We start from the raw sequence: 19,535 nt of genomic DNA, 5'->3' as shown, positions 1-19,535 counted from the left end.
TTTGAGAGACGGGAAAGTTATGCATCGCGAGGCCGTATGCTCTACGATGAGATCGCGGCAGACGCCCGTGTGGAGATCGATCTTCGAGTTCCGGCCGCTACGAGGAGAGCAGGCATGATCGCGTTACGCAGATTGCATCGTCGTTGGACTGCTGGATTAGTGTGTTCGCTCCTTGCTTCGAGCGCCGCACTCGCCGATACCGTCGCACTCAAGGCCAACCTGCAACCTTCGAGCGAAGTCCCTCCGCGTGTCAGCAAAGGTCACGGCGTGCTCGACGCCACCTTCGACACCGACACGAAACTGCTTGCCTGGACTGCCACTTACGCCGAGCTATCCGGCCCGGTGACGATGGCCCATTTCCACGGCCCCGCGCCCGTCGGACAAAACGGCAAAGTGCAGGTGCCCGTCGACAAAAAAGCGCTCGCGAGCCCGATGACTGGCCAAGCGACGCTCACCGAGCAGCAAGTGATCGACCTCATGGCCGGGCAGTGGTACTTCAATATTCACACGCAGGAAAATCCCACTGGCGAGATACGCGGCCAGGTGATGCCCGTCAACTAAAACACGCAAAGCGAAACAGACGCCGATGAGCTGGCAAAGCGCCCTGGCTTGCTGGTGCGTGCGCATCGGTATGCGTCCACAATCGGCGAAACCGGAACTGGATGTCGCACTCGCGCGCAAATACGCGTCCCGCCGGCTCTGGTCGCCGCGCGTTCCTAAAGGCTGGCGCTTCGAGATACGCGATAACGGCGAATGGCTCTCGCCCGCAACCCGCGCGAGCGCAACCATCCTCTATCTTCATGGCGGCGGCTATTATTTCTGCTCGCCGCGCAGCCACCGCGCCATCACCTTCGGCCTGGCCACGCGGGCCCATGCGAGTGTCGTCTCGCTCGATTACCGCCTCGCGCCCGAGCATCGCTTCCCGGCTGCGCTCGACGACAGCGTCGCGGCCTATCGCCGCTTGCTCGCCGACGGCGTTCCCGCGCAATCGATCGTCATCGCAGGCGATTCGGCCGGTGGCGGCCTCGCGCTCGCGACGCTGCTCGCATTGCGCGACGCGGCCGATCCATTGCCCGCGGCGGCGGTCCTGTTCTCGCCGTGGACGGACCTGACCTGCGCCGGTGAGTCGATGCGATTCAACGAGGGCCGCGATCCGATGTATCACGCGTCGGTGTTTCCTCGCGTGGCCGCGCAGTATCTCGGTGGCGCCGACGCGCGCGACCCGTACGCATCGCCGCTATTCGGCGACTTTACGGGCTTGCCGCCGCTCATGATTCATGTCGGCGACACGGAATTGCTGCTGGACGATTCGACGCGCGTCGCCACGAAAGCCCGCGCGGCCGGCGTGCGCGTCGACATGCAAACGTGGCGCGACGTCCCGCATATCTTTCAGATCTGGGCGCCGTTCATGCCCGAAGCGCGCGAATCGCTGACGCGCGCCGCCGCGTTCATCGACGCGGCGACATGCGCCGCGCGGCCTCATCGTCCGCTCAAGACTTCGATCGTCTGATAAGCGCGCTCGACGGCTGATGCGCCATAGCGCCGCTCCAGCCTGCGCACGGTGAAATGACCATGCGCCATCTGCTGAAAGTGATCGATGAACACGGTGTTGACCATTGCGCCGAGCACTGCGCCGATCGCGGGAATCGACTTGGCCGCGACCTGCTCGCTGACCTGCACCGAGAACCGCGACGCGATCGTCTGGAGGAATTTGAGGAGCGCCGTCGATCCATGACTGCTCAGCCCCTTCGACGCGATGTCGCTGGTCGCGCGCGAAACCGACTGCGCGAGCGCGCCGCGCACGATGAAATAGCCGAGATCGGCGTTATCGTCGCTGGCTCGGGTGCCGCCCATGCCGAGCACCATCAGGCATTGCAACTGCGTTTCGACGCGATGCACGTCCTCGCCCTCGCTGCGGGCGATGTCGCAGATCGAGCGGAACATCAGCGTGGTCGTGACCGGCAGTTCGACCGGCAGCGCAAAAAGACCGAACGCGCCGCCCGCCGCGCCCGTCGTCGCGACGGCCAGCTTGTGCATCAGGTTATGCGGTTTGTCCGGCGGCGGCGCGAGCAGGGAATCCGATGGCGAACTTCTGCCCAGGGTGCGCAGCGCAAGTTGCAGACACTTCTTGAGCGCGATCTGCGTCGCTTCGTCGACTTTCTCCTGCGCGACGCCCGGCAGGCGGCCCATCAGCTTTTCGATGGGCGCGCCGACGACGCTCGCGAGCTTCATCGTCAACGACGGACTTTCCAGCAGCTCCTTCGCGCGCGAAAGGGCCGCGAAGTCTTCGGGCGTGAGCGGCGAAGTGATGATCGGCGTCGGTTCCATGCGATGTTTCAGTCCGGAAAAGGGTGACTTGTCTTGCAGATTAGAGCATGTACGCGTGCTATGATTCCCTTTCCGTTGACTTGTCAATCATTGCGCCCTCAAAGATGGCCGTTCACACAGCCGCGCACCATTCCAGCGGACAGGTTCTGCCTTTTCGCGAATCCCTCATGGCGATGCTGGGCGTCTCGTTCGTCACGATGCTCGTCGCGCTCGATCAGACCGTGGTCGGCACCGCGCTGCCGACGATCGTCGCGGAACTCAAGGGTTTCGATCTCTATGCGTGGGTCGCCACGTCATATCTTCTGACTTCCGTCATCACCGTGCCGATTTTTGGCCGGCTTGGCGATTACTACGGCCGCAAGCCGTTCGTGATCGCGTCGATCGTCGTGTTTACGGTCGCCTCCGTGCTGTGCGGACTGGCCAACAGCATGATGTTTCTCGTGCTCGCGCGCGGACTGCAGGGCATCGGCGGCGGGATGCTCGTCGGCACTGCATTCGCGTGCATCGCCGATCTTTTCCCCGACAATGTCGTTCGCCTGCGCTGGCAAGTCATGATGAGCTCCGCGTTCGGCATCGCGAACGCAGTCGGGCCGTCGCTCGGTGGTCTTCTCACCCAGTACACCGGCTGGCGTTCCGTCTTCTACGTGAACTTGCCGGTGGGCATCGTCTCGCTCTTTTTCGTGTGGCGTTTTCTGCCGCATCTCCGTCACGTCGCGCACGAAGGCAAGATGCGCCTCGACTGGCCGGGCGCCGCGCTGATCGCGGTGGCGCTCGGCGCGCTGCAACTATTCGTCGAAATGTTGCCGAAGTACGGCGTCGGCGTGGAAACCGCCGCGCTGCTCGCGATGAGCATCGCCGCCGGCTTCGCGCTGTGGAAATGGGAGATGCGCTGCGACTACGCGATCCTGCCCGTCGACATGTTCCGCAACCCGGCGCTCGCCGCGCTCTTCAGGCTCGCGATTCTCGGCGGCTTCACGATGTTCTCGCTGCTGTTCTACGCGCCGCTGCTGTTTCAGGGCGGATTCGGCATGTCGCCTAAGGACGCGGGCATGATGATCACGCCGCTCGTCGTGTTCATCACGATCGGCAGTATCGTGAACGGGCGCATCGTGACGCGCCTCAAGAACGCGAATCTCATGCTGTATCTCGGTTTCGCGCTGCTTGGCGTATCGTGTCTCGGCGTGGTCGTCGCGACGCACAACATGCCGCGCGCGCTGCTGCTCGGGATCATGCTGCTCGGTGGCCTCGGTCTCGGCTTCGTGATGCCGAATCTGACCGTGTTCGCGCAACAGACGGCGGGCCGCGCGCATCTGGGCATCGCGACGGCGCTCCTGCAGTCGCTGCGCATGATCGGCGGGATGATCGGCACCGCGCTCACCGGCACGCTCGTCAGTCATCTTTATGCGAGCGGCGTGAATCTCGCGCTCGAAAAAGATCACGCGCTGCGCTGGGCGAGCGACTTGTCCGATCCGCAAATTCTCATCAATCGCGAAGGGCAGCAGACGCTGCTCTCGCAACTGGCGGCCGCGGGCCACAACGGCGCCATGCTGCTCGAAGCCGCGCGCGAGGCGCTCGTCGCGGCGATCCACATCGGGCTCGCGCTGGCGGCGCTGGTCGCGCTGGTGTCGCTGTGGCAATCGCGCCGCGTGCCGCCGGTGCGCCTGAAGGGACCGCAGGAACCGGTCATCCTCGCCGAATGACTACGGAAGCAGAAAGCATGAATGAACAGGACCGTATCGCCGTGGTGCAGCAGTTCGGGCGCACGTATCGCGCGTTCATGTCGGCGTTCGAGGCGGCTGTCGGCCAGCCGATGCCGCGCTGGCGCATCCTGCTCGCGCTGCACGAGCATGCGGGCGTGCTGTCGCAGAAGAAGCTCGTCGAGCGCCTGAAGGTCGATCCGGGCGCGTTGACGCGTCAATTGAAGACGCTGGAAGGGCTCGGCTGGATCGTGCGCAGCGTCGATGCGCGCGACAACCGCGTATCGAACGTCGCGCTGACCTCGCAAGGGCGCGCGATCGCCGAAGAAAGCCTGCCGCGCCGCAATGCGTTCCTGCACGACACCATGGCCTCGTTGCCCGACGAGGCCATCGAAGCCCTGTCGAGCGCGCTGCACATGTTCGAGGGACGCATTCAGGAAGTGGCGGCCGCGAATGCGTTGCAAGCGGCCGCCATCGAAGACCGGGCTTAGAAGAACGTTTCGATCACTTCAGTGACGCGATATTTCGGATCGACGACGAGAATCTGACGCCACTTGTCGAACGTCAGGCACGGATGCGAGATGTCGAACGCGATCATGTCGCCCACTTTCAGATCGTCGCCCGGCTTGATGCGCAAATACGCGTGCTGATCCATCAGGCCGAAGATTTCCCAGCCTTCGTCGGGCGACACGTCGCGCGGCGCCTCGGTGCCCGGACGGAAATGCTTCGCCGGCTCGGGCATGCCCGCATCGAACGCGGAATCGCGCTTGCCGAGCCCGATGATCGCGCGGTCCGGTTCCGGAATCGACTGCACGTACGCCCACAATTGCAGCGCGGGCTTCAAACCCTGCCCCATCTTCTTCGCGATCGGGTTGCGCGCGAAGATCTCGTTTTGAGCCTTCTTGTAGATACCGACGTCATGCGTCAGATAGCAGCCCGGACGCAGCACGACTTCGATGGCGTCGCTGTTGGCCTTGGCGAATTCATCCGCGACGACGTCATACCACGCCGAGCCCGCGCCCGACAGAATGGCCGGCTTGCGCGCGATCTTGCCGTCCGCGATCAGCTTGCGCGTGACATCCACCGCGCTTTTCAAAAACTCGCGCACCTTTGTTTCGTCCTGCAGCACGCCTTCATACAGTTCGATGCCCGCGAGCTCGATCGTGCCCTGCCAGCGCGCGATCGCGGCGAGCACGGCATCGCGCTGGGCGTCGTCGCGCACGCCGGTGCGGCCGCCCGGCACGCCAAGCTCGATCAGCACGTTCAGCTTTTTGCGCACCGAGCTGAAGAACTCGCCAAGCTGATCGACGCCATCGGCTGAGTCGACCAGACAGAAGAATTCGAAGTTCGCGTCCGTGAGCAGTTCTGCGATCATGCCCATGTTGCGTTTGCCGACGAGCTGATTCGCCATCAGGATGCGATGCACGCCGCCGCGATACGCCGCGCGCACCTGATGCGCCGTCGCCAGCGTGATGCCCCATGCGCCGGTGTCGAGCTGGCGGCGAAAGAGTTGCGGCGCCATCGTCGTCTTGCCGTGCGGCGCGAGCTTCACACCGTATTCGCCAACGAACGCCTGCATCCATTTCAGGTTGTGCTCGATGCGATCGGAATAGAGCACGGCGGCGGGCAAGCTCACGTCCTCTTCGAGCAGATTCCATTGCAGGCGCGACGCGTCGTTTAACTGGATGCTCGTGCCCGGCACCATGCCGAGGCCCTTGCCGAACGGGTCGATCGTCGCGTTCTGATAGTTTGTAACTTTCATGTGCTGCTACTCCATCGTCCGTTTAAATAAACCTCGTGCACGATCCGATGCGCATCAAGGTTGACGGCACTATGTTAACCAAAGTAGCATCGCAGATGGAAATGTTATTTAGTAACACTGGCTCATCGTAAACCATGAACGGCCACGCCGACTCGCTCAGCATCGATATCGTCGCACGCATCGCGGAACGCGCGCCGGAATTGCGCAGCGCGGAGCGCAAGGTCGCGGCGCTGATTCTCGACGACATCGTGAGCGCGTCGCGCGCGAGCATCGGCGCGCTGGCGGACAAGGCGGAAGTCAGCATCGCAACCGTCACGCGCTTCGCGAAGGCCGTCGGCTGCGAGGACGTGCGCGAGCTGAAGCTGCGGCTCGCGCAGGCGGCGGGCGTCGGGCAGCGCTTTTTCAACCGTGATCCGGACGCCGTCCCCGATTCGCTCGCCGCGCGCATCTTCGACGAAGTGCAGGCGACGCTCGCGCAGAATCAGGGCGCGCTGGCCGCTGCGCCGATCGCCGAAGCCGCCGATGCACTCGCCGCGGCGTCGATGATCTACGTGTTCGGCATGGGCGGCGGCTCGACCGCGCTCGCCGACGAGATGCGCTTTCGCCTCGTGCGGCTCGGGCGGCCCGTCGCGTCGTATCAGGACGGGCTGTTGCAGCGCATGGTGGCGTCGACCTTGTCGAAGGAGCATGTGGTCATCGCGCTTTCCGTGACGGGGCAGACACCGGAAATCGTCGAAAGCTGCGGGCTTGCGAAGCAGTACGGCGCACGCGTGATCGCGCTGACCGCGCCCGCGTCGCCGCTCGGGGCGCTGGCGGACTGGCTGATTCCCGTCATCGCGATCGAGACGGACTTCATCTACAAGCCGTCGTCGTCGCGCTACGCGATGATGATGGCGCTCGATTTGCTCGTCACCGAACTGGCCGTCAAACAGGCCGACCACAGCCGCGAACTGCTGCGCCGCATGAAGCACGCGCTCGATTCGCACCGCGGCGGCGGCGAGCGTCAACCCTTGGGAGACTGATCATGGAAAAGGCCGACACGCTGATCATCGGCGCGCGATTGATCGACGGCACGGGCGCGCCCGCCGTCGAGCGCGATGTCGCGCTGCGCGACGGGCGCATCGTCGCGATCGAGGCGCCGGGCGGCTTGTCCGCGTGGAGCGCCGATCACGTGTTCGACGCGCAAGGCAAAGTGCTCGCGCCGGGTTTCATCGACGTCCACACGCATGACGACACGCACGTCATCCGCTCGCCGCAAATGATGCCGAAGATCACGCAGGGCGTGACGACGGTGATCGTCGGCAACTGCGGGATCAGCGCGTCGCCGGTGACGCTGAAGGGCGACCCGCCCGACCCGATGAACCTGCTCGGCGATGCCGCCGCGTTCAAATACCCGACCTTCGCCGCGTATGTCGATGCCGTGAACGAAGCGAAGCCGACCGTGAACGTCGGCGCGCTGATCGGGCATACGGCGTTGCGCAACAATCACATGGACCGGCTGGATCGCGGGGCGTCGAGCGATGAAGTCGCGGCCATGCGCGCGCAGCTCGAAGAAGCGCTCGACAACGGCGCGCTCGGGCTGTCGAGCGGGCTCGCGTATGGATCGGCGTTCAGCGCGCCGCCGGAAGAAGTGCAGGCGCTGGCCGAGCCGCTTGCGAAAGCGGGCGCGCTCTATACGACACACATGCGCACCGAATTCGACGCCATTCTCGACGCGATGGACGAGGCGTACCGCGTTGGACGTCACGCGCGCGTGCCGGTGGTGATTTCGCATCTGAAGTGCGCGGGTCCGTCGAACTGGGGGCGCAGCGCGGAAGTGCTGAAGTCGATCGAAGCCACGCGCGAAGGACAGCCGATCGGCTGCGACTGCTATCCGTACAACCGCAGTTCGTCGACACTGGATTTGAAGCAGGTGACGGGCGACATCGACATCACGATCACGTGGTCGACGCCGCATCCGGAGATGGCGGGCAAGCTGATTCGCGAAGTCGCCGACGAATGGCAGGTCACGCAGCAGGAAGCGGCGAAGCGTCTGCAACCGGCCGGCGCGGTGTATCACAACATGTCGGAAGACGACGTGCGGCGCATCCTCTCGCATCCCGCGACGATGGTCGGCTCGGATGGCCTGCCGAACGATCCGCTGCCGCATCCGCGCTTGTGGGGCGCGTTTCCGCGTGTGCTCGGGCATTACGCGCGCGACGAAGGCGTGCTGACGCTCGAAGAAGCGGTGCGCAAGATGACGAGCTTGTCGGCGCGGCGCTTCAGCTTGATGGAGCGCGGCGAAGTGAAGGTCGGCTATCACGCGGATCTCGTCGTGTTCGATCCGGATCGCGTGATCGATTCCGCGACGTTCGCCAATCCGCAGCAGGCGGCGGACGGCATCGACGCGGTGTGGGTGAATGGCGTGTTGACGTATCGCGAGCAGGCCGTGACCGGCGCGCGCGCGGGACGTTTCGTGGCGCGCGGCGCGGCATCGAAGCTCGATGCGGCCGGCGCGTTCTGACTATTGATTGCTTTGGTAAAGGAGTGAAACGATGAAGCGTTATGGCGTGGAAGGCGGCAAGGGACAAGGCGGCGCGCATATGCCGTTCGCACGCGCGGTGGAGGCAGACGGCTGGCTGTTCGTATCGGGCCAGACGCCGATGGAAGACGGTGAAGTGATCAACGGCGGCATCGTCGAGCAATCGCACAAGGCGATTCAGAATGTCATCGCCATTTTGAAAGAGGCGGGCTACGGCACGGAGCACGTCGTGCGCTGCGGCGTGTGGCTCGACGATCCGCGCGATTTTGCGTCGTTCAACAAGGTGTTCAAGGAGTACTTCGGCGCGAATCCGCCGGCGCGCGCTTGCGTGGTGTCGTCGATGGTCATCGACTGCAAGGTCGAGGTGGATTGCGTGGCTTACAAGAAGGCGTCCGCCTGATTGCGTCAGGCGGAATCAGGCGGCTGCGCGGCGGACCCGCCGCGCAGCCGCGCGCCTTATCCCTTCAACGGCTGCACCGTGAACTGAAGCCCGCTCAAGCAAGCGCGGCTTTGTTCGACCATCTTCTGGAATTCCGCGCTGACGATCTCGTCGTGCGCGAGCCACGCCACCTTGCGCGTCAGGCTATATCGATAGCGATAACCATCGGACGACGGCTTGCCCGACAGTTCAAGATCGAACCAGCGGTTGTGCACCGCGCATTCGCGCGCCTGTCCATCGGTGCGTTTCGCGACGAGCGTGACATCCGCCTTCGTGGTTTCCGGCGCGCCCAGATAAACGTCCGATAACTGGCCGTTGCGCTTGTAGCGCGCGAGGGAATCCCAGAGGTCCAGCATGCCCGGACGGCTGAACGAATACTGGTTCCCGCGCGTCTCGACTGCCCGCAGATCGACGACGCGCGCTTTCGTCTTGTATTGCTCCGGAATCAGGAAGCCGGTCGCCTGACGCTGCACGTCGCAGCGGCCGGGCTCGGTCGCGACGATGTTGCAGATCACGGTGTCGCTCGCGCTCTTGCCGTCGTTGCGATCGGCGACCGTCAAGTCGATCAGCGGGTTGCCGCTCAGTGCGAGCGCGGCGTCCACGTCGCCCTGATCGCCGTTCGTGAAACGCATCTTCATCGTCACGTCGAGGTTCGTGCGCGGCGCGGCGAGCGGAATCGCGTCCTGCCGCACGACGCCATCGGCGCCGATGACGAGCACCCAGCGGTCCTGAATGTCCGGCATCGCGACGCCGGGCGCGAACACGGGATTGGTCGCATCGAGCCACCAGACGGCGCCATCGACTTCCGCGCGCACGATGACGTGATTCACCGCGTAGATGCTCGGCGCGATCAGCGGCGCAGCGTAGCTGCCGCGTTCCAGCCAGACCGGCTCGGCCTTGATGCCGGATGCGCGCAGCATCGCGGTGAGAAGCATCGACAAGTCCTTGCAATCGCCGTAACCGTGCCGCTCGATTTCGGCGAGCGAGAACGGCACGATGCCGCGCTCGCTCGCGCGCCAGTCGTTCAGATAGCGGAAGTTCTGATTCAGATATTGCATGAACGCGCTGACGCGCTCGCGCGGCGCAAGGCTTTTCGTCTTCGTCACGACCGCCGCGGCGCGCGCGGGCAGGGGCGCGGCGAGCAGCGCGTTATAGCGCTTCGCAAACGGCCCGATGTTTTCCTGCAAGTCGAGCGAGCTGCCGAGTTCCAGACGCGGATAACGGCGCACGGCGCCGCTGGCCGGCTCGTTGACGTAGCTCTGAAAACGCGGCGCCTTCAGGTCGATGGTGAGCTTCTTCGCATCGGCGGACGGCACGATCGTGAAATCCTCCATCTTGTCGCTGCGATATTTGATCGGCCGCTCGGCGCTGAATTCCGCGTGGAAGCGGTCGTAGCGGATCGCCGACGGCGAGAACGCCTGCGAAAAGTGGAACTGCGTGGCGAAGGGCACAGGCGTATTGCGCTGCCGCACGCTGTACACGGCTGTCGATCCGACGCGCAAGTTCGGGAATGCCAACGATATCTGCTTGTCGCTGGAGAAACCCTGCGCAGGATTGGGCGCCGTGCGCGTTTCGATTTGCGATTTCGTCAGCGCGACAGGCTTCTGCCCCGGCTGCACGAGCTCGGCCTTTTCGATCTTGACGGTATCCGTTTCCGGAAAATCGATATCGATGCGTGAGAGCGCCTCGCGCCCGGCGTCAGTGAGAATCGTGTAGCGGAAGGTGTTGACGCATTCCGTGGCGCCATCGGCGAGAAAGCGGCATTCGGCGCGCTGGTCGAGTGCGAGCGGCGCTTCGGAGACGGGCTGCAGTGCGGCGAATGTATTCGTCGCCGCGAGCAAGGTGAAGCTGGACAGAGTTGCGCCAAAACTTCCTGCGAGGAAGGCGCGCGGGCGAGAGGTCATGCAAGGCTCCTGCGATGGATAAGCGGCCTCGGACGAGGCTGGGCCGCATTATCCCGAGCGCAGGTGGTCAAACGGTAAAAGAGTGTGGCAGTGCTTACTGCCGCGCGAGCCGCGCGTTATCCGGCATCGGCAAGTTGAAATTCGTGCGGAACGGGTTGATATCGAGCCCGCCGCGGCGCGTGTATCGCGCGTAGACGGCGAGCCGCTCCGGCCGGCATTCGCGCATGACATCCATGAAAATACGCTCGACGCATTGCTCATGAAAGCCGGTATGCCCGCGGTACGACACGATGTACCGCAGCAGCGAAGCATGATCGATCTGCCCGCCGTAATAGCGGATCTGCACGCTGCCCCAATCGGGTTGACCCGTCACCGGGCAATTCGATTTCAGCAGATTCGAGAACAGCGTCTCGTCGACGGGCACTTCATCGTGCGCCGCCTTCAACAAGGACGGGTCCGGCGAGAAAACCTCGCAATCGAGATCGAGCCGGTCCAGCGACAAGCCATCGAATTCCTCCATGACCAGCTTGCCGAAATCGCCCGGCGCGGCAAGCTGCACCGACACCGTCGCGCCGCAAATCGCGGAAACATCGCGCTTGATGGCGGCGCGCACGTCATCGACCGAGGCGAACTGCGTCTGCGCGAACGAACCGAGATAGAGCTTGAACGACTTCGACTCCACGATGTTCGGCGAATCCGCCGGCACGAAGAACGTCGCGACGGCGATCTGCGGCTTGCCGCGCGCATTCAGCCAAGACAGCTCGTAAGCGTTCCAGATGTCCGTGCCGAAGAAGGGCAGGCGCGCGGGCACGCCGATCGCATCGCGCGCGCGCTTGCGGTCGATCGGAAACAGCAGCGACGCATCGTACTGTTCGGTGTAATGGACGGGCTTGCCGAGCGGAGATTGATCGGGTGTCATGATGCGTTCGCTATGCCGCTGAGAACGTGCCCGGTCGCGGTCACGACGCGAGCCGATTCGCAGTGGCGAATTTGATCGTCGAAGAAAAAATCGGGCTCGAATTCACGCAGGAATTCGCCCTTGTCCAGTCCGCCGAGAAACATCGCTTCGTCGATTTCGATGTCCCAGGCCATCAGCGTGCGGATCGCGCGCTCGTGCGCGGGCGCGGAGCGCGCGGTGACGAGCGCGGTGCGGATGTGCATCGGCGACTTGCGCTCGGTGTCGTCGGCAATGCGTTGCAGCTTGTTCAGCGCCGCGAGCAGCGGCTTCAGCGGGCCGCCCGGCAGCGGCTCTTCGCGCCTGGTCGTCTCGTGGCCGACGAACGCGCTCAATCCATCGCTCTGAAACACGCGCTCGGCTTCGTCGGAGAAGAGCACGGCGTCGCCATCGAACGCAATGCGGATCTCGTCCGCGTAACGGCTCGCGGCGCGCGGCGTTTCCGGCAGCACGCGCGCGGCGGGAAATCCGGCGGCGAGGGCGTCGCGCACATCGTCCGGATTCGCCGACAGAAACAGCGACGCATGCAGCGGCTTCAGATATGCAAACGGCGAGCGGCCGCGCGTGAACACGCCGCGCTCGATCGCGAGCCCATGCTCACGGCACGAATGAAACGCGCGCAGACCGCTGATCGGATCGCTGCGCGACAGAATCACCACTTCCACGCGTTGCGCGCCCGCATTCAGCGCGAGCAGCTTGCGAATCAGGCCGAACGCGACGCCCGGCTTCGCGGGCGTGTCGAGCCGCGAGCGCTGCAGCGCTTCGTAGCGCGCCAGATCGCCGGTCTCGAAGACGCGGTTCTCGTCCTCGAAATCGAACAGCGCGCGCGACGAAATCGCGACGACGAGCTTGTCTTCGAGCGTGAACTTGGGCATTGCTCAAGCCAGAAACAGCTTGTAGACCGGATTGGCCTGCTCGTCCCACCACGGATAGCCGAGCGTCGCGAGAAAGCGCTCGAACTCCGCGTTGTCCGACTGCGGCACCTGAATGCCGACGAGAATCGAGCTGGTGTCCGCGCCCTGATTCCGATAGTGAAAGAGGCTGATGTTCCAGTCCGGCGCCATCGACGACAGGAACTTCATCAGCGCGCCCGGACGCTCGGGAAACTCGAAGCGCAACAGGCGCTCGTCGCGCGCGAGCGGCGAACGGCCGCCGACCATATAGCGGATGTGCTGCTTCGAGAGCTCGTCGTGCGAAAGATCGACGGTCGCGAAACCGTGTTCGATGAACGCCGACATCATCTGCGCCGTTTCCTTGCGCGCCTTGATCTGCACGCCGACGAAGATATGCGCGGCGTGCTCGTCGGCGATGCGGTAGTTGAACTCCGTCACGCTGCGTGTGCCGACGAGCTCGCAGAAGCGCCGGAAGCTGCCGCGCTCTTCGGGAATCGTCACGGCGAACACGGCCTCGCGCGCCTCGCCGACTTCCGCGCGCTCCGCGACGAAGCGCATGCGGTCGAAGTTCATGTTCGCGCCGGACGTCACCGCGATGAGCGTCTTGCCCTCGATGCCCTCGCGCTCCGCATACAGCTTCGCGCCCGCGACCGCGAGCGAACCGGCCGGCTCCAGCACGCTGCGCGTGTCCTGGAACACGTCCTTGATCGCGGCGCAGAGCGCATCGGTATCGACGGTGACGACTTCGTCGAGCAGTTCGTTGCACAGCCGGAAGGTTTCCTCGCCGACGAGCTTCACCGCCGTGCCGTCCGAAAACAGGCCGACTTCGGATAGCGTCACGCGCTCGCCCGCCTTGATCGACTGCGCCATCGCGCAGGAGTCCTCGGTCTGCACGCCGATCACCTTGATCTCGGGCCGCACCGCCTTGATGTACGCCGCGACGCCCGCCGCCAGCCCGCCGCCGCCGATCGGGCAGAAGATCGCGTGAATCGGGCCCTGATGCTGCCGCAGGATTTCCATGGCCACGGTGCCTTGCCCGGCGATGACATCGGGATCGTCGAACGGATGCACGAACGTGAGGCCGCGTTCTTCCTGAAGCTGCACGGCGCGCGCGTAGGCGTCGCTGTACGATTCGCCCGCGAGCACCACTTCGACCGTCGGACCGCCGTGCGCGCGGATCGCGTCGATCTTCACTTGCGGCGTAGTGGTCGGCACGGCGATGACCGCGCGGCAGCCGAGCCGCGCTGCCGAGAGCGCCACGCCCTGCGCATGATTGCCCGCCGACGCCGTGATCACGCCGCGTGCGAGTTCGTCCGCGGTGAGGTTCGCCATCTTGTTGTACGCGCCGCGAATCTTGAACGAGAAAACCGGCTGATTGTCCTCGCGCTTCAGGAACACGGAATTGTGCAGACGCGCGGACAGGTTGTGCGCGGGCTCCAGCTCGCTTTCGCGCGCGACGTCGTACACACGCGCGGTCAGCACTTTCTTCAGGTAGTCGGGATGTGTCATGCGAGAAATCGTCACGCGGCAGCGACGCGCGCGGGTTTTTGAGGGCGAAAGCATCAATGATAGCGCCAACCGCGCAGTTTCCGGATGCGCCGTGTGGTTCGACCGTCCGGACGGTCGTGCAAAAAAGTGTCGAAAATGACATGAACGCGTCGCGAAAATGCACGCAAAAGCCCCTTCTGGCTGCTAGCGTCCGCCGACGCGCGCCATCGCGATGGGTTAGAATTTCCTTTTACGAATCAGCAATCAGGATCGGCAGATGCACCGGCAGCTTCGGATCGATTTTCTGGCGCATGTTTCCCGCGGGTTGCATCCCGCGGCGGAAAAGCATGCGCGCCACGCGCGATCGTGGCGTTGATCCAGGGCACACCGAAGGCGCCGTGATGAGCCCCGGCGGCCTTCGCCAAGATAAGTCTCATTCGAAAATTTGCGCCCCCACGCGCATCGCCGGCATTTCCGCTTTTCGAAGCGCGAAGGCCGGCACACCGAACCGTCGAACATGAACGCACCTCAAGCCTTCGATCCGAACGGCGCCCATGCCGCCTTGGCGCTCGATAACGAGCCCCGTCTGCGCGAAATTCCCTATAACTACACGTCGTTTTCCGATCGCGAAATCGTCATGCGGCTTCTGGGCGACGAAGCCTGGGCCGTGCTCGACGAACTGCGCAACGAGCGCCGCACGGGCCGCTCGGCGCGCATGCTGTATGAAGTGCTCGGCGATATCTGGGTCGTGCGCCGCAATCCTTATCTGCAGGACGACCTGCTCGACAATCCGAAGCGCCGCGCGCTTCTGGTCGAAGCACTGAATCACCGTCTCGCCGAAATCGAGAAACGCCGCAGCGCCGATCTTTCCGCGCACAGCGACGAAGCCGGCAGCCGCGAGCGCGCCGGGCGCGTGCAATTGCTGATCGCCGCAGCACGCCGCGCCGTCGACGACTTCGCCGCCGAATTCGGCCACATGTCCGACTTGCGCCGCCGCGCATCGCGCGTGCTGGGCAAGGAAACGCAGAAGGACAACATCAAGTTCGACGGTCTCTCGCGCGTCGCGCACGTCACGGACGCCACGGACTGGCGCGTCGAATATCCGTTCGTCGTGCTGACGCCGGACAGCGAAGCCGAAATCGCCGGCCTGATCAAGGCGTGCTTCGAACTCGGCCTGACCGTGATCCCGCGCGGCGGCGGCACCGGCTATACCGGCGGCGCGATTCCGCTCACGCCGTTCTCGGCCGTCATCAACACGGAAAAGCTCGAACAGCTTGGTCCGGTCGAAATGACGGACCTGCCGGGCGTCGATCACAAGGTCGCGACGATTTTCTCGGGCGCGGGCGTGGTCACGCGGCGCGTCACCGAAGCCGCGGAGCAGGCGGGCTTCGTGTTCGCCGTCGATCCGACTTCGCTCGATGCATCGTGCGTCGGCGGCAATGTCGCGATGAACGCGGGCGGCAAGAAAGCGGTGTTGTGGGGCACGGCGCTCGACAATCTCGCGTGGTGGCGCATGGTCGATCCCGAAGGCAACTGGCTCGAAGTCACGCGTCTGGACCACAACTGCGGCAAGATTCACGACGTCGAAGTGGCGCGCTTCCGGCTCGACTGGTTCGACGGCAATCGTCCGCCGGGCGAGAAGTTGCTGCGCACCGAAAATCTCGATATCGCCGGCCGCACATTCCGCAAGGAAGGTCTCGGCAAGGACGTCACCGATAAATTCCTCGCCGGTCTGCCCGGCGTGCAGAAGGAAGGATGCGACGGTCTCATCACGTCCGCGCGCTGGATTCTGCACAAGATGCCCGCGCACACGCGCACCGTCTGCCTCGAATTCTTCGGCCAGGCGCGCGACGCGATTCCGAGCATCGTCGAGATCAAGGACTATCTGTTCGAGACGTCGAAGCAGGGCGGCGCGATCCTCGCCGGTCTCGAACACCTCGACGAGCGTTATCTGCGCGCGGTCGGCTATGCGACGAAGAGCAAGCGCAACGCGTTCCCGAAGATGGTGCTGATCGGCGATATCGTCGGCAATGACGCCGATGCCGTTGCCGCGGCCACATCGGAAGTCGTGCGCATGGCGAACGGCAAGAGCGGCGAAGGCTTTGTTGCGGTGAACGCCGAGGCGCGCAAGCGCTTCTGGCTCGACCGCTCGCGCACGGCGGCCATCGCCAAGCACACGAACGCGTTCAAGATCAACGAAGACGTCGTGATTCCGCTCGATCGCATGGGCGAGTACACGGACGGCATCGAGCGCATCAACATCGAGCTGTCGATCAAGAACAAGCTGCAACTGGTCGATGCGCTCGAAGCGTTTTTCCGCACCGGCAAGCTGCCGCTCGGCAAGACCGACGACGCAAACGAAATTCCGAGCGCGGAACTGCTCGAAGACCGCGTGACGCAGGCGCTCGATTTGTTGAAGCGCGTGCGCGAGCGCTGGACTTTCGTCGGCGACAAGCTCGACATGCCCTTGCGCGAGGCGCAGCACTATCTCGTGAATCTCGGCTACGAAGCGCTGGCGGAGAAGTTCGCGGATCGCGTGGACGTGCAGCCGGACGCGAACGTGTTTCACGTTGCGCAGGACCGCACGGTGCGCATTTCGTGGAAGCAGGAAATTCGCGCGGAACTGCGCCAGATCTTCAACGGCGGCGAGTTCAAGCCGATCCTCGACGAGGCGCAGGCCATCCACAAGCAAGTGCTGCGCGGCCGCGTGTTCGTCGCGCTGCACATGCACGCGGGCGATGGCAACGTGCACACGAACATTCCCGTCAACTCCGATAACTACGAGATGCTCCAGGACGCGCATCACGCGGTCGCGCGCATCATGAAGCTCGCGCGTTCGCTCGATGGCGTGATCTCGGGCGAGCACGGCATCGGCATCACGAAGCTGGAGTTTCTGACGGAAGAGGAAATCGGCGATTTCCGCGCGTACAAGCAGCGCGTCGATCCGCACGGGCGCTTCAACAAGGGCAAGCTGTTCGACGGCGCGGACCTGCGCAACGCGTACACGCCGTCGTTCGGGCTGATGGGCTACGAGTCGATCATCATGCAGCAGTCGGATATCGGCGCGATCTCCGATTCCATCAAGGACTGCCTGCGCTGCGGCAAGTGCAAGCCGGTGTGCGCCACGCACGTGCCGCGCGCGAATTTGCTGTACAGCCCGCGCAACAAGATTCTCGCCACGTCGCTGCTGGTCGAAGCGTTCCTGTACGAGGAGCAGACGCGCCGCGGCGTGTCCATCAAGCATTGGGACGAATTCAACGACGTCGCCGATCACTGCACGGTCTGCCACAAGTGCGTGACGCCGTGCCCGGTGAAGATCGATTTCGGCGACGTCACGATGAACATGCGCAATCTCTTGCGCAAGATGGGCAAGAAGAAGTTCAACGCGGGCAACGCGGCCGGCATGTTCTTCCTCAACGCGACGAATCCGCAGACGATCAACCTCGCGCGCACCGCGATGATGGGCGTCGGCTACAAGGCGCAGCGTCTGGGCAACGAATTGCTGAAGAAGGTCGTGAAGAAGCAGACGGCGAAACCGCCCGCGACGGTCGGCAAACCGCCGGTCGTGACGCAGGTCATTCACTTCGTCAACAAGAAGATGCCGGGCAATCTGCCGAAGAAGACGGCGCGCGCGCTGCTGGATATCGAGGACAACAAGATCGTCCCGATCATCCGCAATCCGCAGACGACCACCGTCGATTCGGAAGCCGTGTTCTATTTCCCCGGCTGCGGCTCGGAGCGTCTGTTCTCGCAAGTCGGACTCGCGACGCAAGCCATGCTCTGGGAAGCGGGCGTGCAGACCGTGCTGCCGCCGGGCTATCTGTGCTGCGGCTATCCGCAACGCGGCTCGGGCCAGTACGACAAGGCCGAGCAGATCGTCACGGACAATCGCGTGCTGTTCCACCGCGTCGCGAATACGCTGAACTATCTCGATATCAAGACGGTGGTCGTGTCGTGCGGCACGTGCTACGACCAGCTCGCGGGCTACGAATTCGAGAAGATCTTTCCGGGCTGCCGGATCATCGACATTCACGAGTTCCTGCTGGAGAAGAACATCAGGCTCGATGGCGTGAAGGGCACGCGCTACATGTATCACGACCCGTGCCACTCGCCGATCAAGACGATGGACCCGGTCAAGCTCGTCAATCAGCTGATGGGTTCGGAAAACGACGGCTACAAGATCGAGAAGAACGATCGCTGCTGCGGCGAATCGGGCACGCTCGCGGTGACGCGTCCGGATATCTCGACGCAGGTGCGTTTCCGCAAGGAAGAAGAGATCCGCAAGGGCGCGGCCAAGCTGCGCGGCATTCCACTCGTCGCGGAAGCGGGCGCGAACGCGATCAATCTCGCGAACGCGTCGGCGGGCGCGGCGGGCGCGCAGCCCGGTTCCGTGCTGAAGGCCGGCGACGGTCCTCAGACCAATGGCACCGACGTGAAAATCCTGACGAGCTGCCCGTCCTGCCTGCAAGGCCTCTCGCGCTACAACGAGGACGCCAACGTCGAGGCGGACTATATCGTCGTGGAAATCGCCCGCAAGGTGCTCGGCGAAAACTGGATGGAACAGTACGTCGAACGCGCGAACAATGGCGGTATCGAGCGCGTGCTGGTGTAATAGCGAAATCGAGGTTTGATTCGCTAGAGGTACGAGATGGACTGTGTGTTTTGCCGTGAAGACGGCGGCGAAGTGCTGTGGTCGGACGACGCATTGCGCGTCGTCCTCGCCGACGAGCCCGACTGGCCGGGCTTTTGCCGCGTGATCTGGCGCGCGCACGTCGCCGAAATGTCCGATATGGCGGACGGCGACCGCGCGCGCGTGATGACCGCCGTCAACGGCGTCGAGCGCGCGATGCGCCGCGTGCTCGTGCCCGAGAAGATCAATCTGGCGAGCCTCGGCAATCAGGTGCCGCACGTCCACTGGCACGTCATTCCGCGTTTTTCCAACGATTCCCGCTTTCCTCTGCCGATCTGGGCGCCGCGCCAGCGGACGGTCTCCGAGTCGCAGCTCTCGAAGCGGCGCGCGCAGGCCACGCTTTTGCGCGAACAGGTGCGCAACGAGCTGAACCAGGCGTTCGGCACTCACTAAGACCATTCCATCATGAGCGGACTCACCTCCACGACGCCGATTCCCACCGGCGTCGTCGTGCATTCGAAATCCCGTGTGCTCGAACTGCAGTACGGCGACACGTCGTATCGCGTGCCGTTCGAGCTGCTGCGCGTCTATTCGCCGTCGGCGGAAGTGCAGGGGCACGGGCCGGGACAGGAAACGCTGCAGACCGGCAAGCGCGAAGTGACGATCATCGGCATCGATCCGGTCGGGCATTACGCGCTGCAACTCAATTTTTCTGACGGTCACAATACCGGCATCTATTCTTGGGACATCCTTCACGACCTGGCGACGCGTCAGGACGCGTTGTGGAGCGAGTATCTGGCGAAGCTGCAAGCCGCGGGCGTGGACCGCGACACGCCGATGGCGGCGAAGCCGTCCGGCGGCGGGCATTGCCACTGAGCATCCAACAATATCGATGCGGCATAACGCCGCACAGCCGGC

At 64.0% G+C, this 19,535-nt stretch carries 16 protein-coding genes; 10 read left to right on the top strand and 6 right to left on the bottom strand.

Features of this window, described 5'->3' with window-relative positions; genetic code table 11:
* Positions 1 to 114 precede the first annotated feature (114 nt).
* Complete coding sequence (locus LY284_RS11105; protein WP_014190357.1) at positions 115 to 561, top strand: CHRD domain-containing protein; 447 nt, start codon at positions 115 to 117, stop codon at positions 559 to 561.
* A 25-nt stretch (positions 562 to 586) separates the two neighbouring features.
* Complete coding sequence (locus tag LY284_RS11100; protein ID WP_014190358.1) at positions 587 to 1,510, top strand: alpha/beta hydrolase; 924 nt, start codon at positions 587 to 589, stop codon at positions 1,508 to 1,510.
* Here LY284_RS11100 and LY284_RS11095 read toward each other — a convergent pair.
* Complete coding sequence (locus LY284_RS11095) at positions 1,480 to 2,328, bottom strand: EcsC family protein (protein ID WP_014190359.1); 849 nt, start codon at positions 2,326 to 2,328, stop codon at positions 1,480 to 1,482. The two genes, LY284_RS11100 and LY284_RS11095, sit on opposite strands and share 31 nt — an antisense overlap.
* A gap of 104 nt (positions 2,329 to 2,432) precedes the next feature.
* On the opposite strand from LY284_RS11095, the gene LY284_RS11090 reads away from it, so the two are divergent.
* Positions 2,433 to 4,028 carry an MFS transporter gene (locus LY284_RS11090; protein ID WP_014190360.1) on the top strand — a complete coding sequence of 532 codons (1,596 nt, stop codon included), beginning with the start codon at positions 2,433 to 2,435 and terminating at the stop codon, positions 4,026 to 4,028.
* Between the two features lie 17 nt (positions 4,029 to 4,045).
* Entirely contained in the window at positions 4,046 to 4,516 is a 471-nt protein-coding gene (locus LY284_RS11085; RefSeq protein ID WP_014190361.1) for a MarR family winged helix-turn-helix transcriptional regulator, read from the top strand.
* On the opposite strand, the gene LY284_RS11080 is transcribed toward LY284_RS11085, so the two are convergent.
* Positions 4,513 to 5,787, bottom strand: coding sequence for an amino acid deaminase (locus LY284_RS11080; RefSeq protein WP_014190362.1), 1,275 nt, complete (start codon positions 5,785 to 5,787; stop codon positions 4,513 to 4,515). The two genes, LY284_RS11085 and LY284_RS11080, sit on opposite strands and share 4 nt — an antisense overlap.
* Positions 5,788 to 5,921: 134 nt before the next feature.
* Between LY284_RS11080 and LY284_RS11075 the strand changes: the two genes are divergently transcribed.
* Genes LY284_RS11075 through LY284_RS11065 form a run of 3 tightly spaced genes read left to right on the top strand, consistent with a single transcriptional unit; the run spans position 5,922 to position 8,708 of the window.
* Positions 5,922 to 6,809 carry a MurR/RpiR family transcriptional regulator gene (locus LY284_RS11075; protein ID WP_014190363.1) on the top strand — a complete coding sequence of 296 codons (888 nt, stop codon included), beginning with the start codon at positions 5,922 to 5,924 and terminating at the stop codon, positions 6,807 to 6,809.
* Positions 6,810 to 6,811: 2 nt separating this feature from the next.
* Positions 6,812 to 8,290, top strand: coding sequence for an amidohydrolase family protein (locus LY284_RS11070; protein WP_014190364.1), 1,479 nt, complete (start codon positions 6,812 to 6,814; stop codon positions 8,288 to 8,290).
* A 31-nt stretch (positions 8,291 to 8,321) separates the two neighbouring features.
* Positions 8,322 to 8,708, top strand: a complete 387-nt coding sequence (locus tag LY284_RS11065; protein WP_014190365.1) for a RidA family protein — start codon at positions 8,322 to 8,324, stop codon at positions 8,706 to 8,708.
* Between the two features lie 56 nt (positions 8,709 to 8,764).
* On the opposite strand, the gene LY284_RS11060 is transcribed toward LY284_RS11065, so the two are convergent.
* From LY284_RS11060 to ilvA, 4 genes are all read right to left on the bottom strand, one after another.
* On the bottom strand, positions 8,765 to 10,651 hold the full coding sequence (locus LY284_RS11060; protein ID WP_014190366.1) for a DUF3857 domain-containing transglutaminase family protein: 1,887 nt from the start codon (positions 10,649 to 10,651) through the stop codon (positions 8,765 to 8,767).
* 94 nt (positions 10,652 to 10,745) lie between these two features.
* Positions 10,746 to 11,570: an NADPH-dependent 7-cyano-7-deazaguanine reductase QueF gene (gene queF, locus LY284_RS11055; RefSeq protein WP_014190367.1), complete on the bottom strand. Its 825-nt coding sequence runs from the start codon at positions 11,568 to 11,570 to the stop codon at positions 10,746 to 10,748.
* Positions 11,567 to 12,481 carry a 5'-nucleotidase gene (locus LY284_RS11050; RefSeq protein ID WP_014190368.1) on the bottom strand — a complete coding sequence of 305 codons (915 nt, stop codon included), beginning with the start codon at positions 12,479 to 12,481 and terminating at the stop codon, positions 11,567 to 11,569. The genes queF and LY284_RS11050 overlap by 4 nt, the downstream gene beginning before the upstream one ends.
* A 3-nt stretch (positions 12,482 to 12,484) precedes the next feature.
* Positions 12,485 to 14,008 carry a threonine ammonia-lyase, biosynthetic gene (ilvA, locus tag LY284_RS11045; RefSeq protein WP_014190369.1) on the bottom strand — a complete coding sequence of 508 codons (1,524 nt, stop codon included), beginning with the start codon at positions 14,006 to 14,008 and terminating at the stop codon, positions 12,485 to 12,487.
* A 496-nt stretch (positions 14,009 to 14,504) separates the two neighbouring features.
* On the opposite strand from ilvA, the gene LY284_RS11040 reads away from it, so the two are divergent.
* Genes LY284_RS11040 through LY284_RS11030 form a run of 3 tightly spaced genes read left to right on the top strand, consistent with a single transcriptional unit; the run spans position 14,505 to position 19,493 of the window.
* Complete coding sequence (locus tag LY284_RS11040) at positions 14,505 to 18,599, top strand: FAD/FMN-binding oxidoreductase (protein WP_233386035.1); 4,095 nt, start codon at positions 14,505 to 14,507, stop codon at positions 18,597 to 18,599.
* 36 nt (positions 18,600 to 18,635) lie between these two features.
* Positions 18,636 to 19,070 carry an HIT family protein gene (locus LY284_RS11035; RefSeq protein WP_014190371.1) on the top strand — a complete coding sequence of 145 codons (435 nt, stop codon included), beginning with the start codon at positions 18,636 to 18,638 and terminating at the stop codon, positions 19,068 to 19,070.
* A gap of 12 nt (positions 19,071 to 19,082) precedes the next feature.
* Positions 19,083 to 19,493: a gamma-butyrobetaine hydroxylase-like domain-containing protein gene (locus LY284_RS11030; protein WP_014190372.1), complete on the top strand. Its 411-nt coding sequence runs from the start codon at positions 19,083 to 19,085 to the stop codon at positions 19,491 to 19,493.
* Positions 19,494 to 19,535 lie beyond the last annotated feature (42 nt).

This window comes from Caballeronia sp. PC1, assembly GCF_021353155.1.
Classification (GTDB): domain Bacteria; phylum Pseudomonadota; class Gammaproteobacteria; order Burkholderiales; family Burkholderiaceae; genus Caballeronia; species Caballeronia cordobensis.
Note: the sequence above shows the minus strand (reverse complement) of the source record. Positions and strands in the feature narration are given on the sequence as shown.

Excerpts from the sequence above, each read along its gene's own strand:
- LY284_RS11105 (WP_014190357.1), top strand. The coding sequence starts at position 115 with ATGATCGCGTTACGCAGATTGCATCGTCGTTGGACTGCTGGATTAGTG.
- LY284_RS11100 (WP_014190358.1), top strand. The coding sequence starts at position 587 with ATGAGCTGGCAAAGCGCCCTGGCTTGCTGGTGCGTGCGCATCGGTATG.
- LY284_RS11095 (WP_014190359.1), bottom strand. The coding sequence starts at position 2,328 with ATGGAACCGACGCCGATCATCACTTCGCCGCTCACGCCCGAAGACTTC.
- LY284_RS11090 (WP_014190360.1), top strand. The coding sequence starts at position 2,433 with ATGGCCGTTCACACAGCCGCGCACCATTCCAGCGGACAGGTTCTGCCT.
- LY284_RS11085 (WP_014190361.1), top strand. The coding sequence starts at position 4,046 with ATGAATGAACAGGACCGTATCGCCGTGGTGCAGCAGTTCGGGCGCACG.
- LY284_RS11080 (WP_014190362.1), bottom strand. The coding sequence starts at position 5,787 with ATGAAAGTTACAAACTATCAGAACGCGACGATCGACCCGTTCGGCAAG.
- LY284_RS11075 (WP_014190363.1), top strand. The coding sequence starts at position 5,922 with ATGAACGGCCACGCCGACTCGCTCAGCATCGATATCGTCGCACGCATC.
- LY284_RS11070 (WP_014190364.1), top strand. The coding sequence starts at position 6,812 with ATGGAAAAGGCCGACACGCTGATCATCGGCGCGCGATTGATCGACGGC.
- LY284_RS11065 (WP_014190365.1), top strand. The coding sequence starts at position 8,322 with ATGAAGCGTTATGGCGTGGAAGGCGGCAAGGGACAAGGCGGCGCGCAT.
- LY284_RS11060 (WP_014190366.1), bottom strand. The coding sequence starts at position 10,651 with ATGACCTCTCGCCCGCGCGCCTTCCTCGCAGGAAGTTTTGGCGCAACT.
- queF (WP_014190367.1), bottom strand. The coding sequence starts at position 11,570 with ATGACACCCGATCAATCTCCGCTCGGCAAGCCCGTCCATTACACCGAA.
- LY284_RS11050 (WP_014190368.1), bottom strand. The coding sequence starts at position 12,481 with ATGCCCAAGTTCACGCTCGAAGACAAGCTCGTCGTCGCGATTTCGTCG.
- ilvA (WP_014190369.1), bottom strand. The coding sequence starts at position 14,008 with ATGACACATCCCGACTACCTGAAGAAAGTGCTGACCGCGCGTGTGTAC.
- LY284_RS11040 (WP_233386035.1), top strand. The coding sequence starts at position 14,505 with ATGAACGCACCTCAAGCCTTCGATCCGAACGGCGCCCATGCCGCCTTG.
- LY284_RS11035 (WP_014190371.1), top strand. The coding sequence starts at position 18,636 with ATGGACTGTGTGTTTTGCCGTGAAGACGGCGGCGAAGTGCTGTGGTCG.
- LY284_RS11030 (WP_014190372.1), top strand. The coding sequence starts at position 19,083 with ATGAGCGGACTCACCTCCACGACGCCGATTCCCACCGGCGTCGTCGTG.